The sequence below is a fragment of the Pseudomonas sp. SG20056 genome (genome assembly GCF_031764535.1).
Classification (GTDB): Bacteria; Pseudomonadota; Gammaproteobacteria; order Pseudomonadales; family Pseudomonadaceae; genus Aquipseudomonas.
In genome coordinates, this window is sequence record NZ_CP134499.1 from 3,527,568 (window position 1) to 3,551,020 (window position 23,453).

19 protein-coding genes are annotated in these 23,453 nt (G+C 60.4%); 10 read left to right on the plus strand and 9 right to left on the minus strand.

What is annotated here, in order from left to right; all coding sequences use genetic code 11:
• Positions 1–204 precede the first annotated feature (204 nt).
• Positions 205–2,268 carry an EAL domain-containing protein gene (locus tag RHP75_RS16795; protein ID WP_311089200.1) on the plus strand — a complete coding sequence of 688 codons (2,064 nt, stop codon included), beginning with the start codon at positions 205–207 and terminating at the stop codon, positions 2,266–2,268.
• A 53-nt stretch (positions 2,269–2,321) separates the two neighbouring features.
• Here the strand turns inward: RHP75_RS16795 and RHP75_RS16800 are convergent, their stop codons facing one another.
• A complete protein-coding gene (locus RHP75_RS16800; RefSeq protein ID WP_311089201.1) occupies positions 2,322–3,224 on the minus strand; it encodes a GIDE domain-containing protein in 903 nt (300 codons plus the stop codon).
• Between the two features lie 3 nt (positions 3,225–3,227).
• Positions 3,228–3,800 carry a LemA family protein gene (locus RHP75_RS16805; protein WP_311089202.1) on the minus strand — a complete coding sequence of 191 codons (573 nt, stop codon included), beginning with the start codon at positions 3,798–3,800 and terminating at the stop codon, positions 3,228–3,230.
• 201 nt (positions 3,801–4,001) lie between these two features.
• On the opposite strand from RHP75_RS16805, the gene RHP75_RS16810 reads away from it, so the two are divergent.
• From RHP75_RS16810 to RHP75_RS16840, 7 genes are all read left to right on the plus strand, one after another.
• Positions 4,002–5,336 carry an imelysin family protein gene (locus RHP75_RS16810; RefSeq protein ID WP_311089203.1) on the plus strand — a complete coding sequence of 445 codons (1,335 nt, stop codon included), beginning with the start codon at positions 4,002–4,004 and terminating at the stop codon, positions 5,334–5,336.
• A 372-nt stretch (positions 5,337–5,708) separates the two neighbouring features.
• Positions 5,709–7,124 (plus strand): di-heme oxidoredictase family protein, encoded by a 1,416-nt coding sequence (locus RHP75_RS16815; protein ID WP_311089204.1) that lies wholly within the window; start codon positions 5,709–5,711, stop codon positions 7,122–7,124.
• Positions 7,125–7,134: 10 nt separating this feature from the next.
• Complete coding sequence (locus RHP75_RS16820) at positions 7,135–8,196, plus strand: imelysin family protein (protein ID WP_311089205.1); 1,062 nt, start codon at positions 7,135–7,137, stop codon at positions 8,194–8,196.
• Between the two features lie 9 nt (positions 8,197–8,205).
• On the plus strand, positions 8,206–9,315 hold the full coding sequence (locus RHP75_RS16825) for a DUF1513 domain-containing protein (RefSeq protein WP_311091972.1): 1,110 nt from the start codon (positions 8,206–8,208) through the stop codon (positions 9,313–9,315).
• 190 nt (positions 9,316–9,505) lie between these two features.
• Positions 9,506–11,131: a methyl-accepting chemotaxis protein gene (locus RHP75_RS16830; RefSeq protein WP_311089206.1), complete on the plus strand. Its 1,626-nt coding sequence runs from the start codon at positions 9,506–9,508 to the stop codon at positions 11,129–11,131.
• A gap of 196 nt (positions 11,132–11,327) precedes the next feature.
• Complete coding sequence (locus tag RHP75_RS16835; RefSeq protein WP_311089207.1) at positions 11,328–12,464, plus strand: efflux RND transporter periplasmic adaptor subunit; 1,137 nt, start codon at positions 11,328–11,330, stop codon at positions 12,462–12,464.
• A gap of 26 nt (positions 12,465–12,490) precedes the next feature.
• On the plus strand, positions 12,491–15,538 hold the full coding sequence (locus RHP75_RS16840; RefSeq protein ID WP_311089208.1) for a multidrug efflux RND transporter permease subunit: 3,048 nt from the start codon (positions 12,491–12,493) through the stop codon (positions 15,536–15,538).
• Between the two features lie 59 nt (positions 15,539–15,597).
• On the opposite strand, the gene RHP75_RS16845 is transcribed toward RHP75_RS16840, so the two are convergent.
• The 5 genes from RHP75_RS16845 to RHP75_RS16865 all read right to left on the minus strand — a co-directional run bounded on the left by RHP75_RS16845 (position 15,598) and on the right by RHP75_RS16865 (position 19,880).
• Entirely contained in the window at positions 15,598–15,822 is a 225-nt protein-coding gene (locus tag RHP75_RS16845) for a hypothetical protein (protein ID WP_170048405.1), read from the minus strand.
• A 595-nt stretch (positions 15,823–16,417) separates the two neighbouring features.
• The gene (gene groL, locus RHP75_RS16850) at positions 16,418–18,061 is read right to left on the minus strand and encodes a chaperonin GroEL (RefSeq protein ID WP_090249056.1); all 1,644 of its coding nucleotides are present in this window, start codon (positions 18,059–18,061) and stop codon (positions 16,418–16,420) included.
• Between the two features lie 59 nt (positions 18,062–18,120).
• The gene (locus tag RHP75_RS16855) at positions 18,121–18,414 is read right to left on the minus strand and encodes a co-chaperone GroES (protein WP_090249058.1); all 294 of its coding nucleotides are present in this window, start codon (positions 18,412–18,414) and stop codon (positions 18,121–18,123) included.
• Positions 18,415–18,635: 221 nt separating this feature from the next.
• Entirely contained in the window at positions 18,636–19,085 is a 450-nt protein-coding gene (locus RHP75_RS16860; protein ID WP_311089210.1) for an FxsA family protein, read from the minus strand.
• A 63-nt stretch (positions 19,086–19,148) separates the two neighbouring features.
• Complete coding sequence (locus RHP75_RS16865) at positions 19,149–19,880, minus strand: DUF2470 domain-containing protein (RefSeq protein WP_311089211.1); 732 nt, start codon at positions 19,878–19,880, stop codon at positions 19,149–19,151.
• A 93-nt stretch (positions 19,881–19,973) separates the two neighbouring features.
• Here RHP75_RS16865 and RHP75_RS16870 point away from each other — a divergent pair, with 93 nt between their 5' ends.
• Positions 19,974–20,732, plus strand: a complete 759-nt coding sequence (locus tag RHP75_RS16870; protein WP_090249064.1) for an SDR family oxidoreductase — start codon at positions 19,974–19,976, stop codon at positions 20,730–20,732.
• Between the two features lie 198 nt (positions 20,733–20,930).
• Here the strand turns inward: RHP75_RS16870 and RHP75_RS16875 are convergent, their stop codons facing one another.
• Together RHP75_RS16875 and RHP75_RS16880 are read right to left on the minus strand one after the other, a co-directional pair.
• On the minus strand, positions 20,931–21,935 hold the full coding sequence (locus tag RHP75_RS16875) for a DUF481 domain-containing protein (protein WP_311089212.1): 1,005 nt from the start codon (positions 21,933–21,935) through the stop codon (positions 20,931–20,933).
• A gap of 110 nt (positions 21,936–22,045) precedes the next feature.
• On the minus strand, positions 22,046–23,044 hold the full coding sequence (locus tag RHP75_RS16880) for a DUF481 domain-containing protein (RefSeq protein ID WP_311089213.1): 999 nt from the start codon (positions 23,042–23,044) through the stop codon (positions 22,046–22,048).
• Position 23,045: 1 nt separating this feature from the next.
• Between RHP75_RS16880 and RHP75_RS16885 the strand changes: the two genes are divergently transcribed.
• The gene (locus RHP75_RS16885; RefSeq protein ID WP_409079744.1) at positions 23,046–23,435 is read left to right on the plus strand and encodes an MGMT family protein; all 390 of its coding nucleotides are present in this window, start codon (positions 23,046–23,048) and stop codon (positions 23,433–23,435) included.
• The last annotated feature ends 18 nt before the right edge of the window (positions 23,436–23,453 follow it).

Sequence of the window (23,453 nt, forward strand, 5' to 3'; positions counted from 1 at the left end):
ATAAAAAACCGCCCAACGGCGCTCAAGCCGCAATCACCGCGCACCGACACAGTGCAAGCGGCCACCACAGCTGCCGACTGTCGCGCCATCACCGCTCAGATAATTTGTTAGACAAACTTTGGTAATGGCCCTTTGACTGCAAGCGCGACTTTGCCAATACTCACTAGCGTCTGACGCCGAAGGCCTCGAACAAGGAACCGTCATTTGAAGCTGGAACTCAAAAACAGCTTGTCACTCAAGTTGCTCCGCGTAGTGCTGCTATCAGCGCTGATCGTCGGCGTGGTCTTGAGTCTTGCGCAGATTGTTTTCGACGTTTACAAAACACGTCAGGCAGTCGCCAACGACGCGCACCGTATTCTCGGCATGTTCCGCGACCCTTCCACGCAAGCGGTTTACAGCCTGGATCGGGAAATGGGCATGCAGGTGATCGAAGGCCTGTTCCAGCACGAATCGGTGCGCATGGCCGCCATCGGCCACCCCAACGAACCGATGCTGGCAGAGAAAGCCCGAGAGCAGGTCGATATCCCCACCCGCTGGCTAACCGACCCAATCCTTGGCAAAGAACAGAACTTCACCACCCAACTAGTCGGCCGCGGCCCCTACAGCGAGTACTACGGCGACCTCAGCATCACCCTCGACACCGCCCCCTACGGCGAAAGCTTTGTCACCAATTCGGTGATCATCTTTATCTCCGGTGTACTGCGCGCCCTGGCCATGGGTTTGGTGTTGTACCTGGTCTACCACTGGCTGCTGACCAAGCCGCTGTCGAAGATCATCGAGCACCTGACCAATATCAACCCGGACCGTCCCAGTGAGCACAAACTACCCATGCTCAAGGGCAACGAGAAGAACGAACTGGGCCTGTGGATCAACACCGCCAACCAGCTGCTCTCCTCCATCGAACGCAATACCAACCTGCGCCGCGAAGCGGAAAACAGCCTGCTGCGCATGGCTCAGTACGACTTCCTTACCGGCCTGCCGAACCGTCAGCAGCTGCAGCAGCAGCTCGATCAGATTATCGAAGACGCCGGCCGCCTCAATCGTCGGGTGGCCGTGCTCTGCGTAGGTCTGGATGACTTCAAAGGGATCAACGAACAGTTCAGCTACCAGACTGGCGACCAGTTGCTGCTGGCCCTGTCCGACCGCCTGCGCAGCCACAGCGGTCGCCTCGGTGCCCTGGCCCGCCTGGGCGGCGACCAGTTCGCCCTGGTGCAGGCCGATATCGAACAGCCTTACGAGGCCGCCGAACTGGCGCAGAGCGTGCTCGACGACCTCGACAACCCCTTTATGCTCGACCAGCAACAAGTGCGCCTGCGTGCAACCATCGGCATCACCCTGTTCCCGGAAGACGGCGACAGCACCGAGAAGCTGCTGCAGAAAGCCGAACAGACCATGACACTGGCCAAGAGCCGGTCACGCAACCGCTACCAGTTCTATATCGCCAGCGTCGACAGCGAAATGCGCCGCCGCCGCGAACTGGAAAAAGACCTGCGTGACGCCCTGGCGCTGAACCAGCTGCACCTGGTCTATCAACCACAGGTGGATTATCGCGACCACAGCGTGGTCGGCGTCGAAGCGCTACTGCGCTGGCAGCACCCACAACACGGCTTCGTGCCGCCGGATCTGTTTATCCCGCTAGCAGAACAAAACGGCACCATCATCCCGATTGGCGAATGGATTCTCGACCAGACCTGTCGTCAGCTGCGTGAATGGCATGATCAGGGTTTCACCGAGCTTCGCATGGCGGTCAACCTCTCCACCGTACAGCTGCACCATGCCGAGCTGCCTCGCGTGGTCAACAACCTGATGCAGGTTTACCGTCTGCCGCTGCGCAGCCTGGAGCTGGAAGTTACCGAAACCGGCCTGATGGAAGACATCAACACCGCAGCCCAACACCTGCTCAGCCTGCGCCGCTCTGGCGCGCTGATTGCCATCGATGATTTCGGTACCGGTTACTCCTCGCTGAGCTACCTGAAGAGCCTGCCGCTGGACAAGATCAAGATCGACAAGAGCTTCGTCCAGGACCTGCTGGAAGATGAAGACGATGCCACCATAGTGCGCGCCATCATCCAGCTGGGTAAGAGCCTGGGCATGCAGGTGATCGCCGAGGGCGTGGAAACCGTCGAGCAGGAGGCCTACATCATCGCTCAGGGCTGCAACGAGGGTCAGGGTTACCTGTACAGCAAGCCACTGCCGGCGCGTGAGCTGACTGCCTACCTGAAGCAGGCGCGACGACTGAACAGCACCGCCAACCCGGCCACGCTCTAAACCAGCGACAAAAAAGCCCGCCAATTGGCGGGCTTTTTCTTGCGTGTTCGACGCTAGAAGCGGTTAACCCCCAGCAGCCAGGCGGTCGCCACTGCGCCCAACACGCATAGCACAACTGCACCGGCCGCCTGCCAGTAGAAACTCCGCACCAGCTCATCCTCGCCCGCGCAGGACAAGATAAATGGCCGCGCCTCACTCGGCTTGGCCAGGTGGTGCTGCGCCGGTTGCGTGCTCTGCTGACGATGGCGATCCTCAGCCTCAAGAGTCGCGGCCAACTGCACACGATTCCACTCCTGCTCATCCAGCTGACCATTGCTATCGCTGTCGAAGCGTTGCAGCAAGCCGCTGAAGTCACTTTTCCACTCGCGAATCACGGCACCCTTGGCCGAGGCCAGATCCAGCCCCTGACGACCACCACCGCTGCTGCAAAAATCCCCGATGGCATACAGCGGCTGCCCCGCATGCAGGCGTTCTTCGGTGTAGCGATATTGCCCACTGCCGCTGAAAAACCCACTCCAACCGGTTTTCGCCTGGCCCAGCGGATGACGCTCACGCCCCCTCCACACCTCGCGCGTCAGCGGTCGCACTTGCGCCCCGCGCGGGTCGATCAAGCAGCTGCCAGTGCTGTCATCGAGTTGCAGCAACGCCTCGCTGCTACCGCTCTCTACTGTGCGCCAGCTACTGCCCTTGTCGTCGCTAGAGCGCTGCTCTTCCTCGATCTTGTAACGCCACCACAGGCACGGCGTATTGGTCAGCGGCCCACGCTGCTGTTCCTCGCCCTGCGGGTGCAACACACCGTAGAACTCGGCATAGCCCTGCGCCGCCGAGCGAATCTTTGAGGTGGGCGTATCGAGCAGATGCCGGGCCTGAGAGAAGCGCCGCACAAACCACCAGGCACCGCCTGCACAGGCCGCCACACTACAGGTCAGCCCGAAAATCTGTCCTTGAATATCCATGACCTAGCCAAACAACGATTTAAGGTCAACATCCGCTTTTTCCGACTCGCTGAATTCCAGCAGCACGGCTTCCTTGAAGGCAAACATGCGGGCAATCAACACGTCGGGGAACTGCTCGATGCTCACGTTGTTCAGGTTAACCGCCTCGTTGTACAGCTCGCGGCGGTCGGCAATACCGTTTTCCAGGCCACTGATTCGCTGCTGCAGATGCTGAAAGCTTTCGTTGGCCTTGAGTTCCGGGTAGTTCTCGGCCAAGGCAAACAGCTGGCCGAGTCCGGCGCGTAGGCCCGTCTCGGCCTTGCCCAGAGCATTCATGTCGCCGCTGGCTTGTGCAGTGGAAACCGCCTGACGCGCCGTAATCACCGCTTCCAGAGTGGTGCGCTCATGCTGCATGTACTGCTTGCAGGTCTCCACCAGCTTGGGCAGTTCATCATGGCGCTGCTTGAGCAGCACATCGATATTCGACCAGGCCTTGCTCACGCCGTGCTTCAAACGCACGAGTGCGTTGTAGAGCATCACGGCATACGCCGCGAGCAGGACCAACAGCACAATGACGACAACATTGGTAAGGCTCATGCGGGACTCCTGAGAGGCGATTGAGAGGCAGCTGTGCTGGCATTTTAGCCCTATCGAATTGCCCGATCGCAGACTTTGCCCACAGCTCGCAGCGAAAAAGCTGCATTGACCCTTTGCGCAAAATGAAAATCTTTCGCATTATGTTTCGGTTTTTGTACCCGCTTGCGTGGGTGCTTACTCTCACCAGCAAAGGATTCCGCCATGCTCCGTATGCCCCTGGCCTCTGCCAGCCTGCTCGCCATCGCCATCTCACTCGCCGGTTGCGGTGAAGACAAAGCGCCAGCCACCCAAGCTGCCGCACCTGCTGCCAGCAGTGCCAGCGCCCCGGCTGCTGCCACCAGCCAAGTCGATGAAGCCGCCAGCAAAGCGGTGGTCAGCCACTACGCCGACCTGGCCCTGGCCGTATTCAGCGACGCCGCCAGCACCGGCAAAACCCTGCAAGGCGCCATCGATGCCCTGCTCGCCAACCCGAATGACGACACCCTGAAAGCCGCCCGCGAAGCCTGGCTGGCCGCCCGTGTACCCTATATGCAGACCGAAGTGTTCCGCTTCGGCAACGCCGTGGTCGACGACTGGGAAGGCCAACTGAACGCATGGCCGCTGGACGAAGGCCTGATCGACTACGTCGCCAAGGACTACCAGCACGCACTGGGCAACCCAGGTGCCAGCGCCAACATCATCGCCAACACCGAACTGCAGGTCGGTGAAGACAAGCTCGACGTCACCACCATTACCCCAGAACTGCTGGCCAGCCTGAATGAGCTGGGCGGCTCCGAAGCCAACGTCGCCACCGGCTACCACGCCATCGAATTCCTGCTCTGGGGCCAAGACCTGAACGGTAGCGGCCCAGGTGCAGGCGAGCGTCCCGCCAGCGATTTCGTCGTGGGTGAAGGCGCAACTGGCGGCAACAACGAGCGCCGCCGCGCCTTTATCAAAGCCGCCGCCGACCTGCTGGTCAGCGACCTCGACGCCATGGTTGTGCAGTGGCAAGCCGGCAAAACCGACAACTACCGCGCCACGCTGGAAGCCGACACGGCTGAAAACGGCCTGCGCAAGATGCTGTTCGGCATGGGCAGCCTGTCCCTCGGCGAGCTGGCCGGCGAGCGCATGAAGGTCGCGCTGGAAGCCAACTCCACCGAAGACGAGCACGACTGCTTCAGCGACAACACCCACAACTCGCACTTCTATAACGGCAAAGGTATTCGCAACGTCTACCTGGGCGAATACAAGAAGGTCGACGGCACTACTCTGACCGGCCCGAGCCTGTCGTCGCTGGTGGCCAAGGTTGACGCTGCCGCTGACAGCGCCCTTAAAGCCGACCTCGAAGCCACCGAAGGCAAGCTGCAGGCCCTGGTCGACAGCGCCAACAACGGCAAGCACTTCGATCAGCTGATCGCTGCCGACAACGCCGAAGGCCAGCAGATCGTTCGTGATGCCATCGCCGCGCTGGTCAAGCAGACTGGCGCAATCGAGCAGGCCGCTGGCAAGCTGGGTATCAGTGATCTGAATCCGGATACCGCTGACCATAGCTTCTAAGCTGCGTAGGACTTGCTGCGACTCACAAAGTCCCAGCTTGTAGTGATGAAAAGCCGCGACTTCTTACCCGAGTCGCGGCTTTTTTATGCCAGCCATTTTTATGGCGAGACTGATGTGGGAGGGGCTTCAGCCGCGACAACCACCGCCGAAAGCTCGCCGCTGAAGCGCCTCCCACAGTGGAGCGTTGGCTGGCCCCGATCCCGGTCAGGCACGTCCCTACAGGGCCTAAACCGCCGACAACAGTCAGCTCGGATACAGCCTTTTATGGCACCCTGCGACCTTTGACCACCAGCGATAATGCAAATCCGTCTTATTTAAAACGGGTCAGGCTGTTAAGATCGGCCGCCTGTTTTCTGTTGCGGATGTCCTTTCATGTTTGCCCCGCATCGCATTGCGCTGCTGTTGGTCTTGAGCCTGAGCCTGGTTGCCTGCGATAAAACGCCCCAGTTCACCCAAGCCGAGCCCGGTGAAGCCCTGTCCGCCGGAAGCGCCACCGTGCGCAAGGCGGATCAGAATGCCTTCTCCCTGCCCTCCGCCAACCTGTCGCCTTCGCGCCGTCTAGATTTCAGCGTCGGCAACAGTTTCTTCCGCAATCCCTGGGTCACCGCACCGGCCACCACCACCGCGCGCGATGGCCTTGGCCCGCTGTTCAACACCAACGCCTGCCAGAACTGCCATATCAAGGATGGCCGCGGCCATCCGCCGGCGCCTGATGCGATCAGCTCGGTGTCGATGCTGGTACGCCTGTCGATTCCTGCCGGCAGCGAACATGCCGAGATTATCCAGCGCCTCGGCGTGCTCGCCGAACCCACCTACGGCGGCCAGCTGCAGGACATGGCCAACCCCGGCGTGGTCCCAGAGGGCAAGGTGCGCGTCAGCTACAGCACGCAGCAGGTCAGCTTTGCCGATGGCGAACAGGTCGAGCTGCGCAAGCCCAACCTGGAAATCAGCCAGCTCGGGTATGGCGATCTGCATCCCGAGACGCTGTTTTCGGCACGCATCGCCCCGCCGATGATCGGTCTCGGCCTGCTCGAAGCCATTCCCGAAGCGGCCATCCTGGCCAATGCCGACCCCGAAGACAGCAATGGCGATGGCATTTCCGGGCGCGCCAACCAGGTCTGGGACCGTGCGCAACAACGCACAATGCTCGGTCGTTTCGGCTGGAAAGCCGGACAACCAACCCTCAATCAGCAGAACGCCGATGCCTTTGCCAACGACATGGGCCTGACCAGCACGCTGATCGCCCATGACAACTGCACAGCAGCGCAGACGGACTGCCGCAGCGCGCCCCATGGCGGCGAGCCGGAGGTCAGCGACAACATTCTCGCCAGCGTGCTGTTCTACACCCGCAACCTTGGCGTACCCGCAAGGCGCGGTGCCGATACGCCGCAGGTGCTCGCCGGCAAAAATCTGTTCTATCAGGCAGGTTGCCAGGGCTGCCATACCCCGCAATTCACCACCGCTGCCGATGCCGCCGAGCCCGAACTGGCCAATCAGCTGATCCGCCCCTACAGCGACTTGTTGTTGCATGACATGGGCGAAGGCTTGGCAGATAACCGCCCGGAGTTTCTCGCCAGCGGCCGCGAATGGCGCACCCCGCCACTCTGGGGTATCGGCCTGACCGAAACCGTCAACGGCCACACCCAGTTCCTGCATGACGGCCGCGCCCGCAACCTGCTGGAGGCCATCCTCTGGCACGGCGGCGAAGCCGAGGCGGCCAAGCAGCAAGTCATGACTTTCAATGCTGATGAGCGCGCCGCGCTGTTGGCTTTTCTGAATTCGTTGTAAGGAGCCGCCCATGATCCGCTCACCCCTCACGCTCGCCCTGCTCAGCCTCACACTCACCGCCTGCAGCCCCAGCGACCCGCAGCAGCAGGTCAGCCGCACACTCACCGATGGCGTATTGCTGCCGATCTACAGCGCCTGGAGCGAAGCAGACCGCCAGCTGGCCACCAGCGGTCAAGCCTTCTGCGCCGGCCAACAGAACCTCGCCGACGCCCGCCAGGCCTTTGCCAGCGCGCAAAGTGCCTGGGCCGCCGTGCAACCGGTGGCCTTCGGCCCGCTGGCAGAAGGCAACCGCGCCTGGCAGGTGCAGTTCTGGCCAGACAAGAAAAATCTGGTAGCGCGTCAGGTTGAAGCGCTGGTCAACAGCAAACCCGAGCTGACCCCGGCTGATCTGGATAAATCCAGCGTCGTGGTGCAAGGCCTGACGGCCTATGAATACCTGCTGTTCGACCCGGCCATCGACCTGAACGTCGCCGAGCAGAAAGCCCGCTACTGCCCGCTGATCGTTGCCATTGGTCAGCACCAGCAAGTGCTCGCCGCCGATGTGCTGAGCCAGTGGCAAGCCAAAGACGGTATGGCCGCGCTGCTCAAGGATTTCCCCAACGCGCGCTACGCCGAAGCCCCGGAAGCGGTGGCCGAACTGCTGCGCACCCAGGTCAGCGCCATCGACGGGCTGAAGAAGAAACTCGGCACGCCACTCGGCCGCCAGAGCAAAGGCCAGCCGCAGCCCTATCAGGCCGAAGCCTGGCGCAGCAAAGCCAGCCTGGCCAACCTCGCCGCCAGCCTGGCCAGCGCCGAACGCATCTGGCTGGGTGCCGAGCAGGACGGCATTCAGGCGCTGCTCGGCAGTGATCAAGACGCACTGAAACAACGCATCAACGCCGCCTACAACGACACCCGCCAGCGCCTGGCCGCAGCCCAGCGCCCGCTCGGCGAGCTGCTTAGCGACGAAGCCGGGCGCACCGAGGTCAACGCCCTGTATGACAGCCTGAATGTGCTGCATCGCCTGCATGAAGGCGAGCTGGCCAAGACCCTGGGCATCCAGCTGGGCTTTAACGCCCATGACGGTGACTGAAGCATGCAGATCAATCGCCGCGCCTTTCTAGGCCTGAGCATCGCTGCTGTTGCCGCTACCGCAGCGGCCGCCGGCACTTACGGTGGCTGGACGCTGATGCACAGCGGCGCACAGCCGTTATTACTATCGGCGCGCAACGACAGCGCCGGCAAGCACTATGCCGTGTGTTATCGACTGGATGGCAGCCAGGTATTTGCCACTCAGGTGAACGAGCGCTGCCACGATGTGATCGGCCACCCGTTCTTGCCCATGGCGTTGTTTGTCGGCCGTCGTCCGAGCACTCAGAGCTACCTGATCGACACCCGCGACGGCCGCCTGCTGCAAACCCTGAATTCGCCCAAGCAGCGCCACTTCTACGGCCATGCGGTATTCCACAAGGACGGCGAATGGCTGTACGCCACCGAGAATGACACCTCCGATCCCGGTCGCGGCGTACTCGGGGTCTATCGCCTGCAAGGTGAACAGTTGCTACGCAGCAGCGAACTGTCGACTCACGGCATCGGCCCGCACCAGCTGCTCTGGATGCCCGACGGTGAAACCCTGGCAGTGGCCAACGGCGGTATCCGCACCGAGGCGGACAGCCGGGTGGAAATGAACCTCAACGCCATGGAGTCCAGCCTGGTGCTGCTGCGCCGCGACGGCAGCCTGGTCAGCAAGGAACAGCTGCCCGAACGGATGAACAGCGTGCGCCATATGGCCGTGGCCAGTGACGGCACCCTGGTGACCGGGCAGCAATATATGGGCGAGCTCAGCGATGTGGTGCCGCTGTTGGCGATCAAACGCCCTGGCCAGTCCTTCCAGCACTTCCCAGTGGCCGATGCGCAGCGCCAGCTGATGAATCAATACACCGCCAGCGTGGCGATCCACAGCGAGCTGCGCCTGCTGGCGTTGACTGCGCCACGCGGCAACCGGGTGTTTATCTGGGATCTGGACAGCGCCGAGCTACGCCTGGATGCGCCTCTGGCCGACTGCGCCGGCGTTGGCGCGGTAACCGACGGCTTTGTGGTCAGCAGCGGCGTCGGTCGTTGCCGGCTATATGACTGCCGCAGCACCCAAATCAGCAGCCAGCCACTGCAACTGCCTGCCGGCCTGTGGGACAACCACCTACGCCTGGCCTAGACCCGCGACGCTGAATCTGTAACACGCCTGCGGCATGCTAAAGAATCATGCCGCAGAGCCGATCTATACTCCAACTAGCCGCTGCCTTCAGGCAATCCGGCCCAGCTGATACCAGTCGATAGGGATCTTCGCAGTTAGGGCGCGCTCAGCGTCACTGGCATCCCGCCTTCCACACCCAGGGGTCTCACCCATGTTTCTGCAAAAATCCTTGCGCGCGCAAATTCTCGCCCTGCTCGGCGGTAGTCTGGCGCTGATCTTGATCACGGCACTGGCCTGCTTCAGCTTTCTTTCCAACGGTATGCAATCCTACCGCGGCCTACTCGACGGCCCGGTAGAAGCATCGCGCCTGATCGATTCAGCCAACGTTGAGTTCAAGATCCAGGTACAGGAATGGAAAAATGTCCTGCTGCGTGGCCAAGACAGTGAAAACCTGAACAAGTACTGGGGCCAATTCGAGGCACAAGAACGCAAGGTACAGGACACTCTTGACCAGCTTGCAGAACTTGCCGCCACTGATCCGCAATTGAAAACCCAGATCGAACGCCTACGCAGCGAACATCAAACTCTTGGTGCCAACTACCGCAAGGGCCGTGATGCTTTTGTCGCAGCCTCCGGCGACGCCAAGGCCGGTGACGCGGCAGTGAAGGGTATTGACCGCGCCGCAAGCGAACAGATGAGCATGCTGGTCACCCGACTGCGCGAGCAAAGCCTGGATCAGGCCACCATGCTCAATGCCTCCGGCGAGCGCACCATTCTGGTCGGCACAGTGGTCATGCTGGCCGCCACCATATTTATCGCGCTACTTAGCCTTTGGCTGGTCAACCGCAACCTGATCATTCCCATCCGCCACCTGATCAGTCATGTCGACGAGCTCAGCCATGGCCGCTTCGGCCAGCACATGGAAACCAACCGAGCAGACGAACTGGGCATGCTGGCAATTGCCTCCAACACCCTGCGCGACTTCCTAGCCAGCACCACCCATAGCCTGCAACAGAGCAGCAACAACCTAGATAACGCGAGTGGAGAGCTAAACAATATCGCCTCACGCATGACACAGGGCATCCAGGATCAGTTCAACCGCACCGATCAGGTAGCCACTGCCATGCACGAAATGTCCGCCACCGCTCAGGAAGTCGCGCGCCACGCGGCCGAAGCGGCAGGCGCGGCTGATGCAGCCGACAACGCCGCACGCCAGGGCGAAACAGTGATGCAGGCGACCATCAAGACCATCACCGATATTCGCAGCGAAATCAGCAACACCTCGGAAGTAATTCGCCGCCTGGAAAGCGACAGCGGGCGCATCGGCAAGGTGCTGGAAGTGATTCGTGGCATCGCCGAGCAGACCAACCTGCTGGCGCTCAATGCCGCCATCGAGGCCGCCCGCGCCGGCGAACAGGGCCGTGGCTTTGCCGTGGTGGCCGACGAAGTGCGCACCCTGGCCCAGCGCACCGCCCAGTCCACCGCGGAAATCCACCAGATCATCGACACCGTGCAAACCGGTGCGGTCAATGCGGTGCGCGCCATCGAGAGCGGTCAGCAGCGTAGCGAGGAAGGCGTCACCCAAGTCACCGAGGCCGGCGCTACGCTGCAGTTGATTACCAATGCAGTGGAAGCGATTCGCGATATGAATCGGCAGATCGCCACCGCCGCCGAAGAGCAAACCTCGGTGGCCGAAGACATCTCGCGCAACCTCACCGAAATCACCGCCATCGCCGGCTCCAACCAAGAAAACGTCGAGCGCACGCAGGCCGCCAGCAAAAACTTAAGCACACTCTCCGGCGAGCTGGGCGAGGTAACTCGACGCCTCGGCGCATGAGGCAAAACCGCCCGCCGCAACACACAAAATGCCAGCATATGCTGGCATTTTGCTTAAAAAGCGCTTGATCAATCAGGCAACTTTTGCACAACAATATTTTGCAAATGCGAATCTTTGACAGGCCTGTGCGCGAGGTCTAATGTGCCCCTCTTGCCTATTCCCAGGCTATCCAACCGCCTTGCCAAGGAACCGGAATATGTTGCTCCGCCGCATGCTGATCATGCTCGGCGCAGTACTCGTCGTGGTACTCGCCCTCGCCGCCTACAAAGGCTTTTCCATCTACCAACAAGTGCAAATGTTCTCGGCACCGCAGCCGGCCATCAGCATTGATGCCGCGACAGCAGAAGAACACCCGTGGCAGGGTCGCCTGCCGGCCATCGGCACCCTGAAAGCGTTCCAGGGTGTCGACCTGACTGTGGAAGTCGGTGGCACCGTGCAGCAGGTGCTGTTCCGCTCCGGCGAGCAGGTCACCCTGCAGCAACCGCTGATCCAGATGGACAGCGATGTCGAGCAGGCCAGTCTGGGCACTGCCCAGGCCGAACTGGGCCTGGCCCGCGTGGAGTACGAGCGCGGTCGCAGCCTGGTCAATCGCCAGAGCATCTCGAAAAGCGAGTTCGACCGCCTCTCCGCCAGCCTGCAGAAGGCCAATGCCAGCGTTGCCCAGCTGCAGGCACAACTGGCGAAGAAACGCATTCTTGCGCCCTTTGCCGGCACCATCGGCATCCGCCAGGTGGATGTCGGTGACTACCTGGCCTCCGGCACCACCATTGCCACTCTGCAGGACCTGAGCAAACTATACGTCGACTTCTTTCTGCCGGAACAGGCGGTGCCCAAACTGGCCATCGGCGAGCGCGTACGCTTCAGCGTAGCGGCTTACCCAAATGAGGTGTTCGAAGGCGAAATCGCCGCGATCAACCCCAAGGTCGAGGACACCACCCGCAACGTGCAGGTGCGCGCCATGCTGGCCAACCCGGAAAGCAAACTGCTGCCCGGCATGTTCGCCAACCTGGAAGTGCTGCTACCGGGTGAGCAGAACCTGATCGTCGTACCGGAAACCGCCATCACCTACACCCTCTACGGCAACTCGGTGTACGTGATCGGCGAGAAGAAAGGTGAAGACGGCCAGGTGGTCAAAGATGACAAAGGCCAGGCTGAACTGGTGGTCGAGCGTCGCTTCGTCGAAACCGGCGAGCGCCGCGAAGGCCAGGTGGTGATTCTCAAAGGCCTGCAGGCCGGTGAGCAGGTGGTATCCGCCGGCCAGCTGAAGCTGGATAACGGTGCCCACGTCAGCATCGCCAATGCCAATGTCGAGGCCAAGCCGAGCGCCGAGTAATCGCGCTGGCGTAAAGGAACTTATTTATGGCTTTTACTGATCCCTTTATCCGTCGCCCGGTATTGGCGACCGTGGTCAGTCTGTTGATCATCCTGCTTGGCTTCCAGGCATTCAGCAAACTGACCATCCGCCAGTACCCGCAGATGGAAAACGCCCTGATCACGGTGACCACGGCTTACCCCGGGGCCAATGCCGAGACCATCCAGGGCTATATCACCCAGCCGCTGCAGCAGAGCCTGGCCAGCGCCGACGGCATCGACTACATGACCTCGGTCAGCCGGCAGAACGTCTCGGTTATCTCGATCTATGCGCGTATCGGCGCCAATAGCGACCGTTTGTTCACCGAACTGCTGGCCAAGGCCAACGAGGTGAAGAACCAGCTGCCGCAGGACGCCGAAGACCCGGTACTGAGCAAGGAAGCTGCCGACTCCACGGCGCTGATGTACATCAGCTTCTACAGCCAGGAGTTGAGCAACCCGCAGATCACCGACTACCTGTCACGAGTGATCCAGCCCAAGCTGGCCACCCTGCCCGGCATGGCCGAAGCCGAGATTCTCGGCAATCAGGTGTTCGCCATGCGCCTGTGGCTCGACCCGGTGAAGATGGGCGCCTACGGCGTGACCGCCAGCGACGTGAATGAGGCGGTGCGCAAGTACAACTTCCTCGCTGCTGCGGGTGAAGTAAAAGGCGAGTACGTGGTCACCAGCATCAACGCCGAAACCGACCTGAAATCGGCCGAGGCCTTTGCCGCCATCCCGCTGAAGACCGTGGGCGACAGCCGCGTGCTGATCCGTGATGTGGCGCGGGTGGAAATGGGCGCGGAAAGCTACGACGCGATCAGTTCCTTCGATGGCACCCCCTCGGTATATATCGCCATCAAGGGCACGCCAGGGGCCAACCCGCTGGACGTGATCAAGGAAGTACGCAAGGTCATGCCAGACCTGGAAGCCCAGCTGCCACCCAACCTGAAAGTCTCCATCGCCTATGACGCTACGCTGTTTATCCAGGCGTCCATCGACGAAGTGGTGAAAACCCTCGGCGAAGCGGTGCTGATCGTCATCGTCGTGGTGTTCCTGTTCCTCGGCGCGTTCCGCTCGGTGCTGATCCCGGTGATCACCATCCCGCTGTCGATGATCGGCGTGATGTTCTTTATGCAGTTGATGGGCTACTCGATCAACCTGCTGACCCTGCTGGCCATGGTGCTGGCCATCGGTCTGGTGGTGGACGACGCCATCGTCGTGGTGGAGAACATCCACCGGCATATCGAGGAAGGCAAAACGCCGTTCGATGCGGCCATCGAAGGCGCGCGGGAGATCGCCGTACCGGTGGTGTCGATGACCATCACCCTGGCGGCGGTATACGCGCCTATCGGCTTCCTCGAGGGCCTTACCGGCGCGCTGTTCAAGGAGTTTGCCCTGACCCTGGCCGGCGCGGTGATCATCTCCGGGATCGTCGCCCTGACCCTGTCACCGATGATGTGTGCCAAGCTGCTGCGCCATGAAGAGAATCCGTCGGGCCTGGCGCACAAGCTCGACCAGATCTTCGACAGCCTCAAGCAGCGCTACCAGCGCGCCCTGCACGGCACCCTGGATACCCGCCCGGTGGTCCTGGTATTCGCAGTGATCGTCATGTGCCTGATCCCGGTGCTGCTCAAGTTCACCAAAAGCGAACTGGCCCCGGAGGAAGATCAGGGCATCATCTTTATGATGGCCAGCGCGCCGCAACCGACCAACCTGGAGTACCTGAACAAGTACACCGATGAGTTCGTGACCATCTTCAAGGAGTTCCCCGAGTACTACTCCTCGTTCCAGATCAACGGCTTCAACGGTGTGCAATCGGGTATTGGCGGCTTTCTGATGACGCCGTGGAACGAGCGCGAACGCACCCAGATGGAGATTCTGCCCGAGGTGCAGGGTCGCCTGTCGCAGATCGCCGGTCTGCAGATCTTCGGCTTCAACCTGCCGTCCTTGCCGGGTACGGGTGAGGGCTTACCGTTCCAGTTCGTGATCAACACACCCAACGACTACCAGTCACTGCTGCAAGTGACCGAGCGGGTCAAGCAACGCGCGGTGGAATCCGGCAAGTTCGCCTTCCTCGACGTCGACCTGGCCTTCGACAAGCCGGAAGTGGTGGTGGAAATCGACCGCGAAAAAGCTGCGCAGATGGGCGTGTCCATGGAAGACCTCGGCCTGACCCTGGCCAGCCTGCTCGGTGAAGGTGAGATTAATCGGTTCACCATCGACGGCCGCAGCTACAAGGTGATTGCCCAGGTCGAACGCGCGTATCGCGATAACCCGGAGTGGCTCGGCAGCTACTACGTGAAAAGCGAAAGCGGTGCGATGCTGGCCCTGTCGACACTGGTCAAGGTCAGCGACCGCGCGCGGCCGACCCAGCTCAACCAGTTCCAGCAGCTGAACTCGGCGATCATCCAGGGCGTACCAATCGTCAGCATGGGTGAAGCCGTCGAGACGGTAACGCAGATCATGCTGGAGGAAGCCCCAGCCGGTTATGCCTACGACTTCGCCGGTGCGTCGCGCCAGCTGGTGCAGGAAGGCAACGCGCTGTACATCACCTTCGGCCTAGCCCTGGCGCTGATCTTCCTGGTGCTGGCGGCACAATTCGAGAGTTTCCGCGACCCACTGGTAATCATGGTCACGGTGCCGCTGTCGATCTGTGGCGCGCTGATTCCGCTGTTCCTGGGCCTGTCGAGTATGAACATCTACACCCAGGTGGGCCTGGTCACGCTAATCGGTCTGATCACCAAGCACGGCATCCTGATTGTCGAGTTCGCCAACCAGCTGCGCCGCGAAAAAGGCTTGTCGCGTCGTGAAGCGGTCGAAGAAGCGGCGGCGATTCGCCTGCGCCCGGTGCTGATGACCACTGCGGCGATGGTTTTCGGCATGGTGCCGCTGATCCTGGCAACCGGCGCCGGTGCGGTCAGCCGCTTCGACATCGGCCTGGTGATCGCCACTGGCATGTCGATCGGCACGCTGTTTACCCTGTTCGTGTTGCCCTGCGTGTACAGCCTGCTGGCGCAGCCCGATGCGCCACCGACAACGGCCAAAGCCCACTAACCAAAAAGCCCTGCAATGCAGGGCTTTTTTCTATCTATCGAATTGTCAGGTCAGCAGGCTCAACCTTGTGAACGGGCGCCCTGAGACAGGCTGAACATAAACAGCAGCAGGTCCTGGTCCGGCTTTAGCACCTGGGCCGTTCGCGCCTGAGGCGGCAACGGGCAGTAGCCGCGCTCGTTGAGTGTGATGACCTGGGGACTGGCTTCCTGCCAAGCCGCCGCCGCGAGCGAGGCCACGCTGAGCGCGGTCACCAGGAACAAACCTCGTGCGATTTCTAGCTTCATCACTGCAACCTCTTGATAGCGCTGCCAAACGCTGTTTGTAGACCCTAGATCACTGTTAACCACCGCGCCGTATCGGGCGACAAGTGGTCGTTACTGCCGGACGCTGCCGGCAATGCCATTCTGATCATCCTGATCCACACGCAGCCATTCAGCAGGCCAGGCTTCGAGCCAGATTCGCACCGTTGGTTCAATCGTTGAGCAAACCAAGGATGGGGATCGCATCACCGCACCTGGCGGTAACACCCTCACAGTCACTTAATTGCCCAATTGCATCAGCGTGGTGCGCAATAGAACCTGTGGTTTTAAAACAACCTCAGGCAAAACCGTAACCGGCACAATCTTCAACCATCCATTGAAAACGGCGTGGTAGAGCACATCCAGGTGAAGTCAAAACACGGAGCGACCATGCGTAGCAGCAGCACAGCGCAGATTGACAGGCTCCAGTCCGGGAGCGCGCATCACACAAAGCAATTGGCGTACCGCTTTGCCGCGAGGGACTGTTATAACCGAGAAAAATGAAAACCCCGTGACAGGCACGGGGTTTTCTTTACTGCATGCAGGCCATCTGGCGATGGCCTGCGGGAGCCGGGCTGGCTTACATCATGCCGCCCATGCCACCCATGCCACCCATGTCTGGCATACCGCCAGCGGCCGGCTTGTCTTCTACCACTTCAGCGATCATCGCTTCGGTGGTGATCATCAGGCTGCCGATCGAAGCTGCAGCTTGCAGCGCCGAACGGGTGACCTTGGCCGGATCGAGAATACCCATCTCGATCATGTCGCCGTAGGTGTCGGTCGCGGCGTTGAAGCCGAAGTTACCCGAACCCTGCTTAACCTTGTCGACCACAACGCTCGGCTCGCCGCCGGCGTTGGAAACGATCTGACGCAGCGGAGCTTCAACAGCACGACGCAGCAGAGCGATACCCACGTCCTGATCGGCGTTGTCGCCTTTCAGCTCGCTGATGGCCTGCAGAGCGCGAACCAGAGCCACGCCACCGCCAGGTACCACGCCTTCTTCAACGGCTGCGCGGGTCGCGTGCAGGGCGTCGTCAACGCGGGCTTTCTTCTCTTTCATTTCAACTTCGGTGCCGGCACCGACCTTGATCACCGCAACACCGCCAGCCAACTTGGCCAGACGCTCTTGCAGCTTCTCTTTGTCGTAGTCGGACGAGGTGTCTTCGATCTGCTTACGGATCTGCAGTACGCGAGATTCGATATCAGTCTGAACGCCAGCGCCGTCGATGATGGTGGTGTTTTCTTTGCTCAGGATCACGCGCTTGGCGTTACCCAGGTGCTCCAGGGTTGCGCTTTCCAGGCTCAGACCGATCTCTTCGGAGATTACGGTACCGCCAGTCAGAACAGCGATGTCCTGCAGCATGGCCTTACGACGGTCGCCGAAGCCCGGGGCTTTAACGGCAGCCACTTTAACGATGCCACGCATGTTGTTCACAACCAGCGTCGCCAGGGCTTCGCCTTCAACGTCTTCAGCTACGATCAGCAGCGGACGGCCGGACTTGGCCACAGCTTCCAGAACTGGCAGCAGCTCACGGATATTGGAAACCTTCTTGTCAACCAGCAGGATCAGCGGGCCGTCAAGCTCAGCCACCATGGTGTCCGGCTTGTTGATGAAGTACGGGGACAGGTAACCACGGTCGAACTGCATGCCTTCAACAACCGACAGTTCGTTTTCCAGGCCCGAGCCTTCTTCAACGGTGATCACGCCTTCTTTACCGACTTTTTCCATGGCTTCAGCAATGATTTCGCCGATGGAAGTGTCGGAGTTGGCGGAGATCGAACCGACCTGAGCGATGGCTTTGGTGTCAGCGCATGGCTTGGACAGCTTCTTCAGCTCAGCAACGATGGCGATGGTCGCCTTGTCGATGCCGCGCTTCAGATCCATCGGGTTCATGCCAGCCGCGACGGCTTTCAGGCCTTCGTTGACGATAGCTTGAGCCAGAACGGTGGCGGTGGTGGTGCCGTCGCCCGCGTCATCGTTGGCACGGGAGGCAACGTCTTTAACCAGTTGCGCGCCCATGTTTTCGAAGCGATCTTTCAGCTCGATTTCTTTGGCAACGGAAACGCCGTCCTTGGTGATGGTCGGAGCGCCGTAGCTCTTCTCGATGATCACGTTACGGCCTTTCGGGCCGAGGGTGGCTTTTACTGCGTCAGCCAGAACATTAACGCCGACGAGCATTTTCTTGCGGGCGGAATCGCCGAATTTAACTTCTTTAGCAGCCATGATGGTTATTCCTTGATTCGTTCAAATAGAGCGGAATTCGTAGCGACGGAGCGCTGAAATCAACCTTCAACGACAGCGAGAATTTCGCTCTCGCTCATTACCAGCAGGTCTTCGCCGTCAACTTTGATGGTGTTGCTGCCGGAGTAAGGGCCAAACACCACTTTGTCGCCGACTTTAACGGCCAGGGCACGCACTTCACCGTTGTCCAGCACGCGGCCGGTACCGACAGCGAGGATTTCACCGCTGTTGGCTTTCTCGGCAGCGGAACCTGGCAGCACGATGCCGCCTGCGGTTTTCTTTTCTTCTTCGCTGCGACGGATTACGACGCGGTCATGCAGAGGACGAAGCTTCATTGTCGATCTCTCCCAATAGTGATTTTTCGGCCGGTGCAATCACCGGCGGGTTAGCAAAGTCCGGCGAGGCCGGTAGCGCTACGCCAGGCGCAGCGCTGAAGTCTGAATCTGTCTGACGACAGAAAACCTTGCGGTGACCGCTACATAAGGGCGCACAAGGGGATTTCAAGGGCTGAGGGTGAAATTTTTACGATCTACAGGCTTTTCTTATGAGCCGAAAATCAGTCGCGGCGCTCAAATTCGCCTTCCAGCACATTGGGACGAACTTGCCCGGAGCGTGCGGCCTGGTCGTCAAAAAAGGCGCGCTGACGCATGGCTTGTTCGGCGGCGCGCATACGCACCTTGTTGACCAGCAAGCGGCGGGTGAACGGAATTAGGCAAAGCAGGCCGAAAATGTCGCTGATAAAGCCAGGCAGCAACAGCAGACCACCACCGACGGCGATCAGCAGGCCTTCGAGCATTTCCTGCTCGGGTAACTCACCTCTGGCCAGTTTCTCGCGTGCACGCCACGCGGTGGCCACCCCTGCAACGCGCAGCAGAATGGCGCCGAGGATGCCGGTACCAATCACCAGCAACAAGGTCGGTAAGACACCGATGGCACTGCCCACCTGAATCAGCAGGGCCAATTCAATGAACGGGAACAGCAGAAACAGAAACAGAAACGCACGCATCAAAGGATCCTTAACGGAAGATCAGCTTCCTATGGGACTGAAGTATGGGGTGTTGAGCTGAATTCAAGCTGAAGCCTGACCGTCGGTCGGCCAGACTTCGGCGCGGGCCAGTGCCACCAAGGCCTGGCGCACCTCCAGCGGACTGTTACAGGATGTTGGAAAGGCCAGCCAATAAAGGCCCTGACCGATCCGCAGGTGAAAGCCCTCACTGTCGACCCCAACCAGCTCAGCCGGCGCATACTGGGGTAAACCTGCCAGCTCGACATAGTGAGCGATAGCCTTGGCATGGTCGCTGTTCATGTGTTCAACCATGCTGATTTCGCTGTCGCCGGCAAAGGGGTTGGTCTGGGCCACCTGATCCAGCCAGTGAATCGCACCAAACCCGCCGATGTAGCGCCAGCGCACCGGCTCCAGCCGCCAAAAATCGAAATCGTGGGCCTGATGGTAGCCGCGCGACTCCGGGAAATAGCGGTAATAGCGCTGCGCAGCCGCAACAATCTGCGCCTCGTCATCTAATTGCCGCGCCTCGGCGAGCAGCGTAAGACGACCGACCGCCTGCACATCTTCCGCCCCACGCTCCCCCACCAGCAGCGAGCATTTGCCGTCCTGCTTGAGGTTGTGGGTGTGCTGGGCGATGCGACTGATCAGCATCAGCGGATAACCGTCAGCATCCAGGCAATAGGGCACCACTGATCCGAAAGGGAAACCCGGCATGGCTTTGGAATGGGTGCTGAGCACGCCACGGTATTCCTTGAGCAGCAATTCTCGGGCATGCTTGCCGGCTTTCACGCTCACCTTATGACTCCTTGCATAGATTCCGTCACAGAACGGGAGGCGCCTAGATTAACCGCCGGCAAGGTCACACAACACCATTTGAGGGGACTCGCGATGCAACTCAAAGACAAAGTTATCGTCATCACCGGCGGCTGTCAGGGCCTAGGCCGCGCCATGGCCGAATACCTGGCAGAAAAAGGCGCCAAACTGGCGCTGGTCGACCTGAACCAGGAAAAACTCGACGAAGCCGTGGCGGCTTGCAAGGCGCTGGGTGTAGAAGCGCGCGCTTACCTGTGCAACGTTGCCAATGAAGAACAAGTGACCCAGACCGTGGCGCAGATTGCCGAAGACTTCGGCGCACTCAATGGCCTGGTGAACAACGCCGGTATCCTGCGCGACGGCCTGACTATCAAGGTCAAGGATGGCGAAATCACCAAGCTGAGCCTGGCGCAGTGGCAATCGGTAATCGACGTCAACCTCACCGGCGTGTTCCTCTGCACCCGTGAAGTGGCGGCGAAGATGATCGAGCTGAAGAACGAAGGCGCGATCATCAACATCTCCTCCATCTCCCGTGCCGGCAACATCGGTCAGGCCAACTACTCCGCCGCCAAGGCCGGTGTCGCTGCCGACACCGTGGTCTGGGCCAAGGAGCTGGCGCGTTACGGCATCCGTGTCGCGGGCGTAGCGCCGGGTTTTATCGAAACCGAAATGGTTGCCAGCATGAAACCGGAAGCGCTGGAGCGCATGACCTCAGTCATCCCACTGCGCCGCATGGGCAAACCCGCCGAGATCGCTCACTCGGTGGCCTATATCCTGGAAAACGACTACTACACCGGTCGCATCCTGGAGCTGGATGGCGGCCTGCGTCTCTGATCGGCTAGATCGACACGCTGCAAACAAAAAGCCCCGCAATGCGGGGCTTTTTTTGCTTTTAATTTTTCAAGATCTAGCGAGCTAGAGACCTGCAAGGCAAAAACAGGCGAGGAAGCGGAGTGTACTGTTGTACATGAGCATTCCGAGCCTGTTTTTAACGCAGCAGGGCCGACGCGCAGCAGATCGACGGCCAAATACTTACCAACCCACGCCAAAACCCAGGCTATAACGGGTTTCATCCAGCTCGCCTTCTGCACCGCTGACCAGGTCCTTCTCGGCCTTCATATTCAGCGAAGCCCAATCGGTCAGTTTGTAACGCAGACCCACGGCGGCATCCAGGGTGTAGTCCGCTGCGTTGGCCAGCGGCTTACCCACCTCGCCATCGCTGAACAGTTCGACACTCTTGCCGACCAGGTAGCGGTTGTAATCCCACTTCAGGCTCGCGGCGTAGAAGTTGTCGCTCTCACCATTGCTGTACTCGTAGTCGGTACGGTTAAGCAGGCTGGCCACCGAGAAGGCGCCCAGCTCGTTATCCCAGAACTGGTAACCCGGACCGGTACCCACGGTGCGCTGACGCTCAAGCTCTTCGACCATGTCACGTTTGTACTCGAAGCGCCCCTGCCAGAACCACTTCTCGGTCAGGAAGCGGTCGAGGGCGTATTCGGCGCTCCAGTTGTCAGTGGTGACCACATCGTCCTGGAACTCGCGGTTGTAGTCGGCTTGCGCGTTATGCCGCCAGAGACCGTGGCGCGCCTGAGTCTTGAGGCTGACGTCGTAGTCGTCGGTGTCGCGCTCGGCACGTTTGTAGTCCAGCGCCGCATCGATATTGCCCTTCCAGACCAAATCCTCGACCAATGGCTTGGGCTTGAGGATCTGCTTGATGCTGGCCAGTTCGATGGTCTTGGGCGCATCGCCATTGGCCAGGATCACCTTGCCCGGCTCGGCCGGCTGCAGGGACTTGGCGCGCTCACCGGCGATGGCATTTTCCTTGATCAGCAGTTCCTGGTCGCTTTCCAGAGTGGCGATCTTGCTCCAGTCGAGGGCAATCGCACCGCCGTAGTCGGTCGCCAGCAACAGCTTGCCACCGTCGTAGAACTTGATCTTGCCGGTCAGGCGGTCGCCGTTCTTCAGCCAGACGGTATCCGCCAACACGGAGGTAGCAGCCACAGAAAGGGCCAGGCACAGCAGGGTTCTGGAAAACATAGGGATGAATTGTCTACTTCGGGTTCGCGGAAGGTCGCGCATTATCCGTAAGCACGACGCCAGAGCAAGCACTGACCGACAGAATCACCGCGAGTTCATCATTACGTGGCCTACCAGCCGACCCCTACACCCAACAGATAGCGGCGCTCACTGCTGGTTTGCCCGAGCCCACGCGCCTGATCCAACTCATACAGCAGCGATAGGCGCGCCCAATCTGTCAGCCGGTAGCGCAGGCCTATTTCACTGTCAAGCACGTAGTCAATCTCTTCTATCGCAGGCAATTGCAGCTCGGCTGTGCTGTAAAACTCCAGACGGGTACCCCACAGCAGACGTTTGTAATCCAAGGCAAGCGAGTAGGTATTGAACGACCGCTCAGCCTCACTGGACTCCAATTGCAGGCGATTGAACTGGCCGATCACATCCAGCCGGCCCAGTTCGTTATCCCAGAAGCGATAACCCGGCCCGGTGCCCAGCGAACGCTGGCGAGTAAAAAAGGCAAACTCATCCTCGTCCTGCTCAGCCCCCACCCGCCAGAACCAGTGATCCGTGATAAAGCGGTCGAGGTCGTATTCCAGCTGCCAGTTGTCGGCGGTCTTAGCGTCATTCTTGACCTTGCGTTCCAGCTCACCGGCCAACACGTGACGCCAACGGCCGTGCTCCACACGCGTATTGCTTTTGAGCTTCCACTCGTCGGTGTCGTTGTCGTCGCGCTTCATATCCAGTTTGGCGTCCAGATTGCCTTCCCAGAAGCGGTCCTGCAGTACCGGGCGCGGTGGGATCAGACGCTTGATACTGGAGAGCGGCACGGTTTGCGTGTTGTCGCTGACCACCCGCACCATGCCCTTGCCTGCAGCTTCCAGCTGGTTACTGTGCTCGCTATCGAGGCCCTGGCGGCGCATCAGCAAGGGTTTCTCCGAGCGCAGGGTGTCGATATCCTTCCAGGCAATCAGCACCTGGCCGGCGTACTTGGTTTTCAAGGCCAGTTTGCCGCCATCGAGCAGAACTATCTCACCGCTCAGACGGTCACCATTGTTCAACCACACCGTGTCCGCCCACGCAGGCGTGGCCAGAGCAAGAACCAGAAAGCACAACAGAGTACGTAGCAGCATGATGGGAAAGCCGGATAACGAGCCAGAACAGGTGCCGAAGCATGCCGCGCCAGGCCAGCCAACAGCAAGCCAGGTCGAGCGTCGCACGGCACTTTATGCGGTGCTGGCGCAGATTCCGGCCGGATGCGTGGTGAGTTACGGGCAACTGGCTGCATACGCAGGCCTGGGTCGTGCCGCGCGCTGGGTCGGGCGCACCCTCAGCCAGCTACCGGACGGCAGCACCCTGCCCTGGCACCGGGTAATTGCTGCCGGTGGCCGCCTCAGCTTGCCGGCTGGCAGCCTCTCCGGCACAGAACAACGCAGTCGTTTACGTGAGGAAGGCGTGCAAATCCATAACGATCGGGTGGATATGCCGCGCTATGGCTGGCGCCCAATGGAGCACAGCGGGTAGAGTGCGCCCTTTATTAGG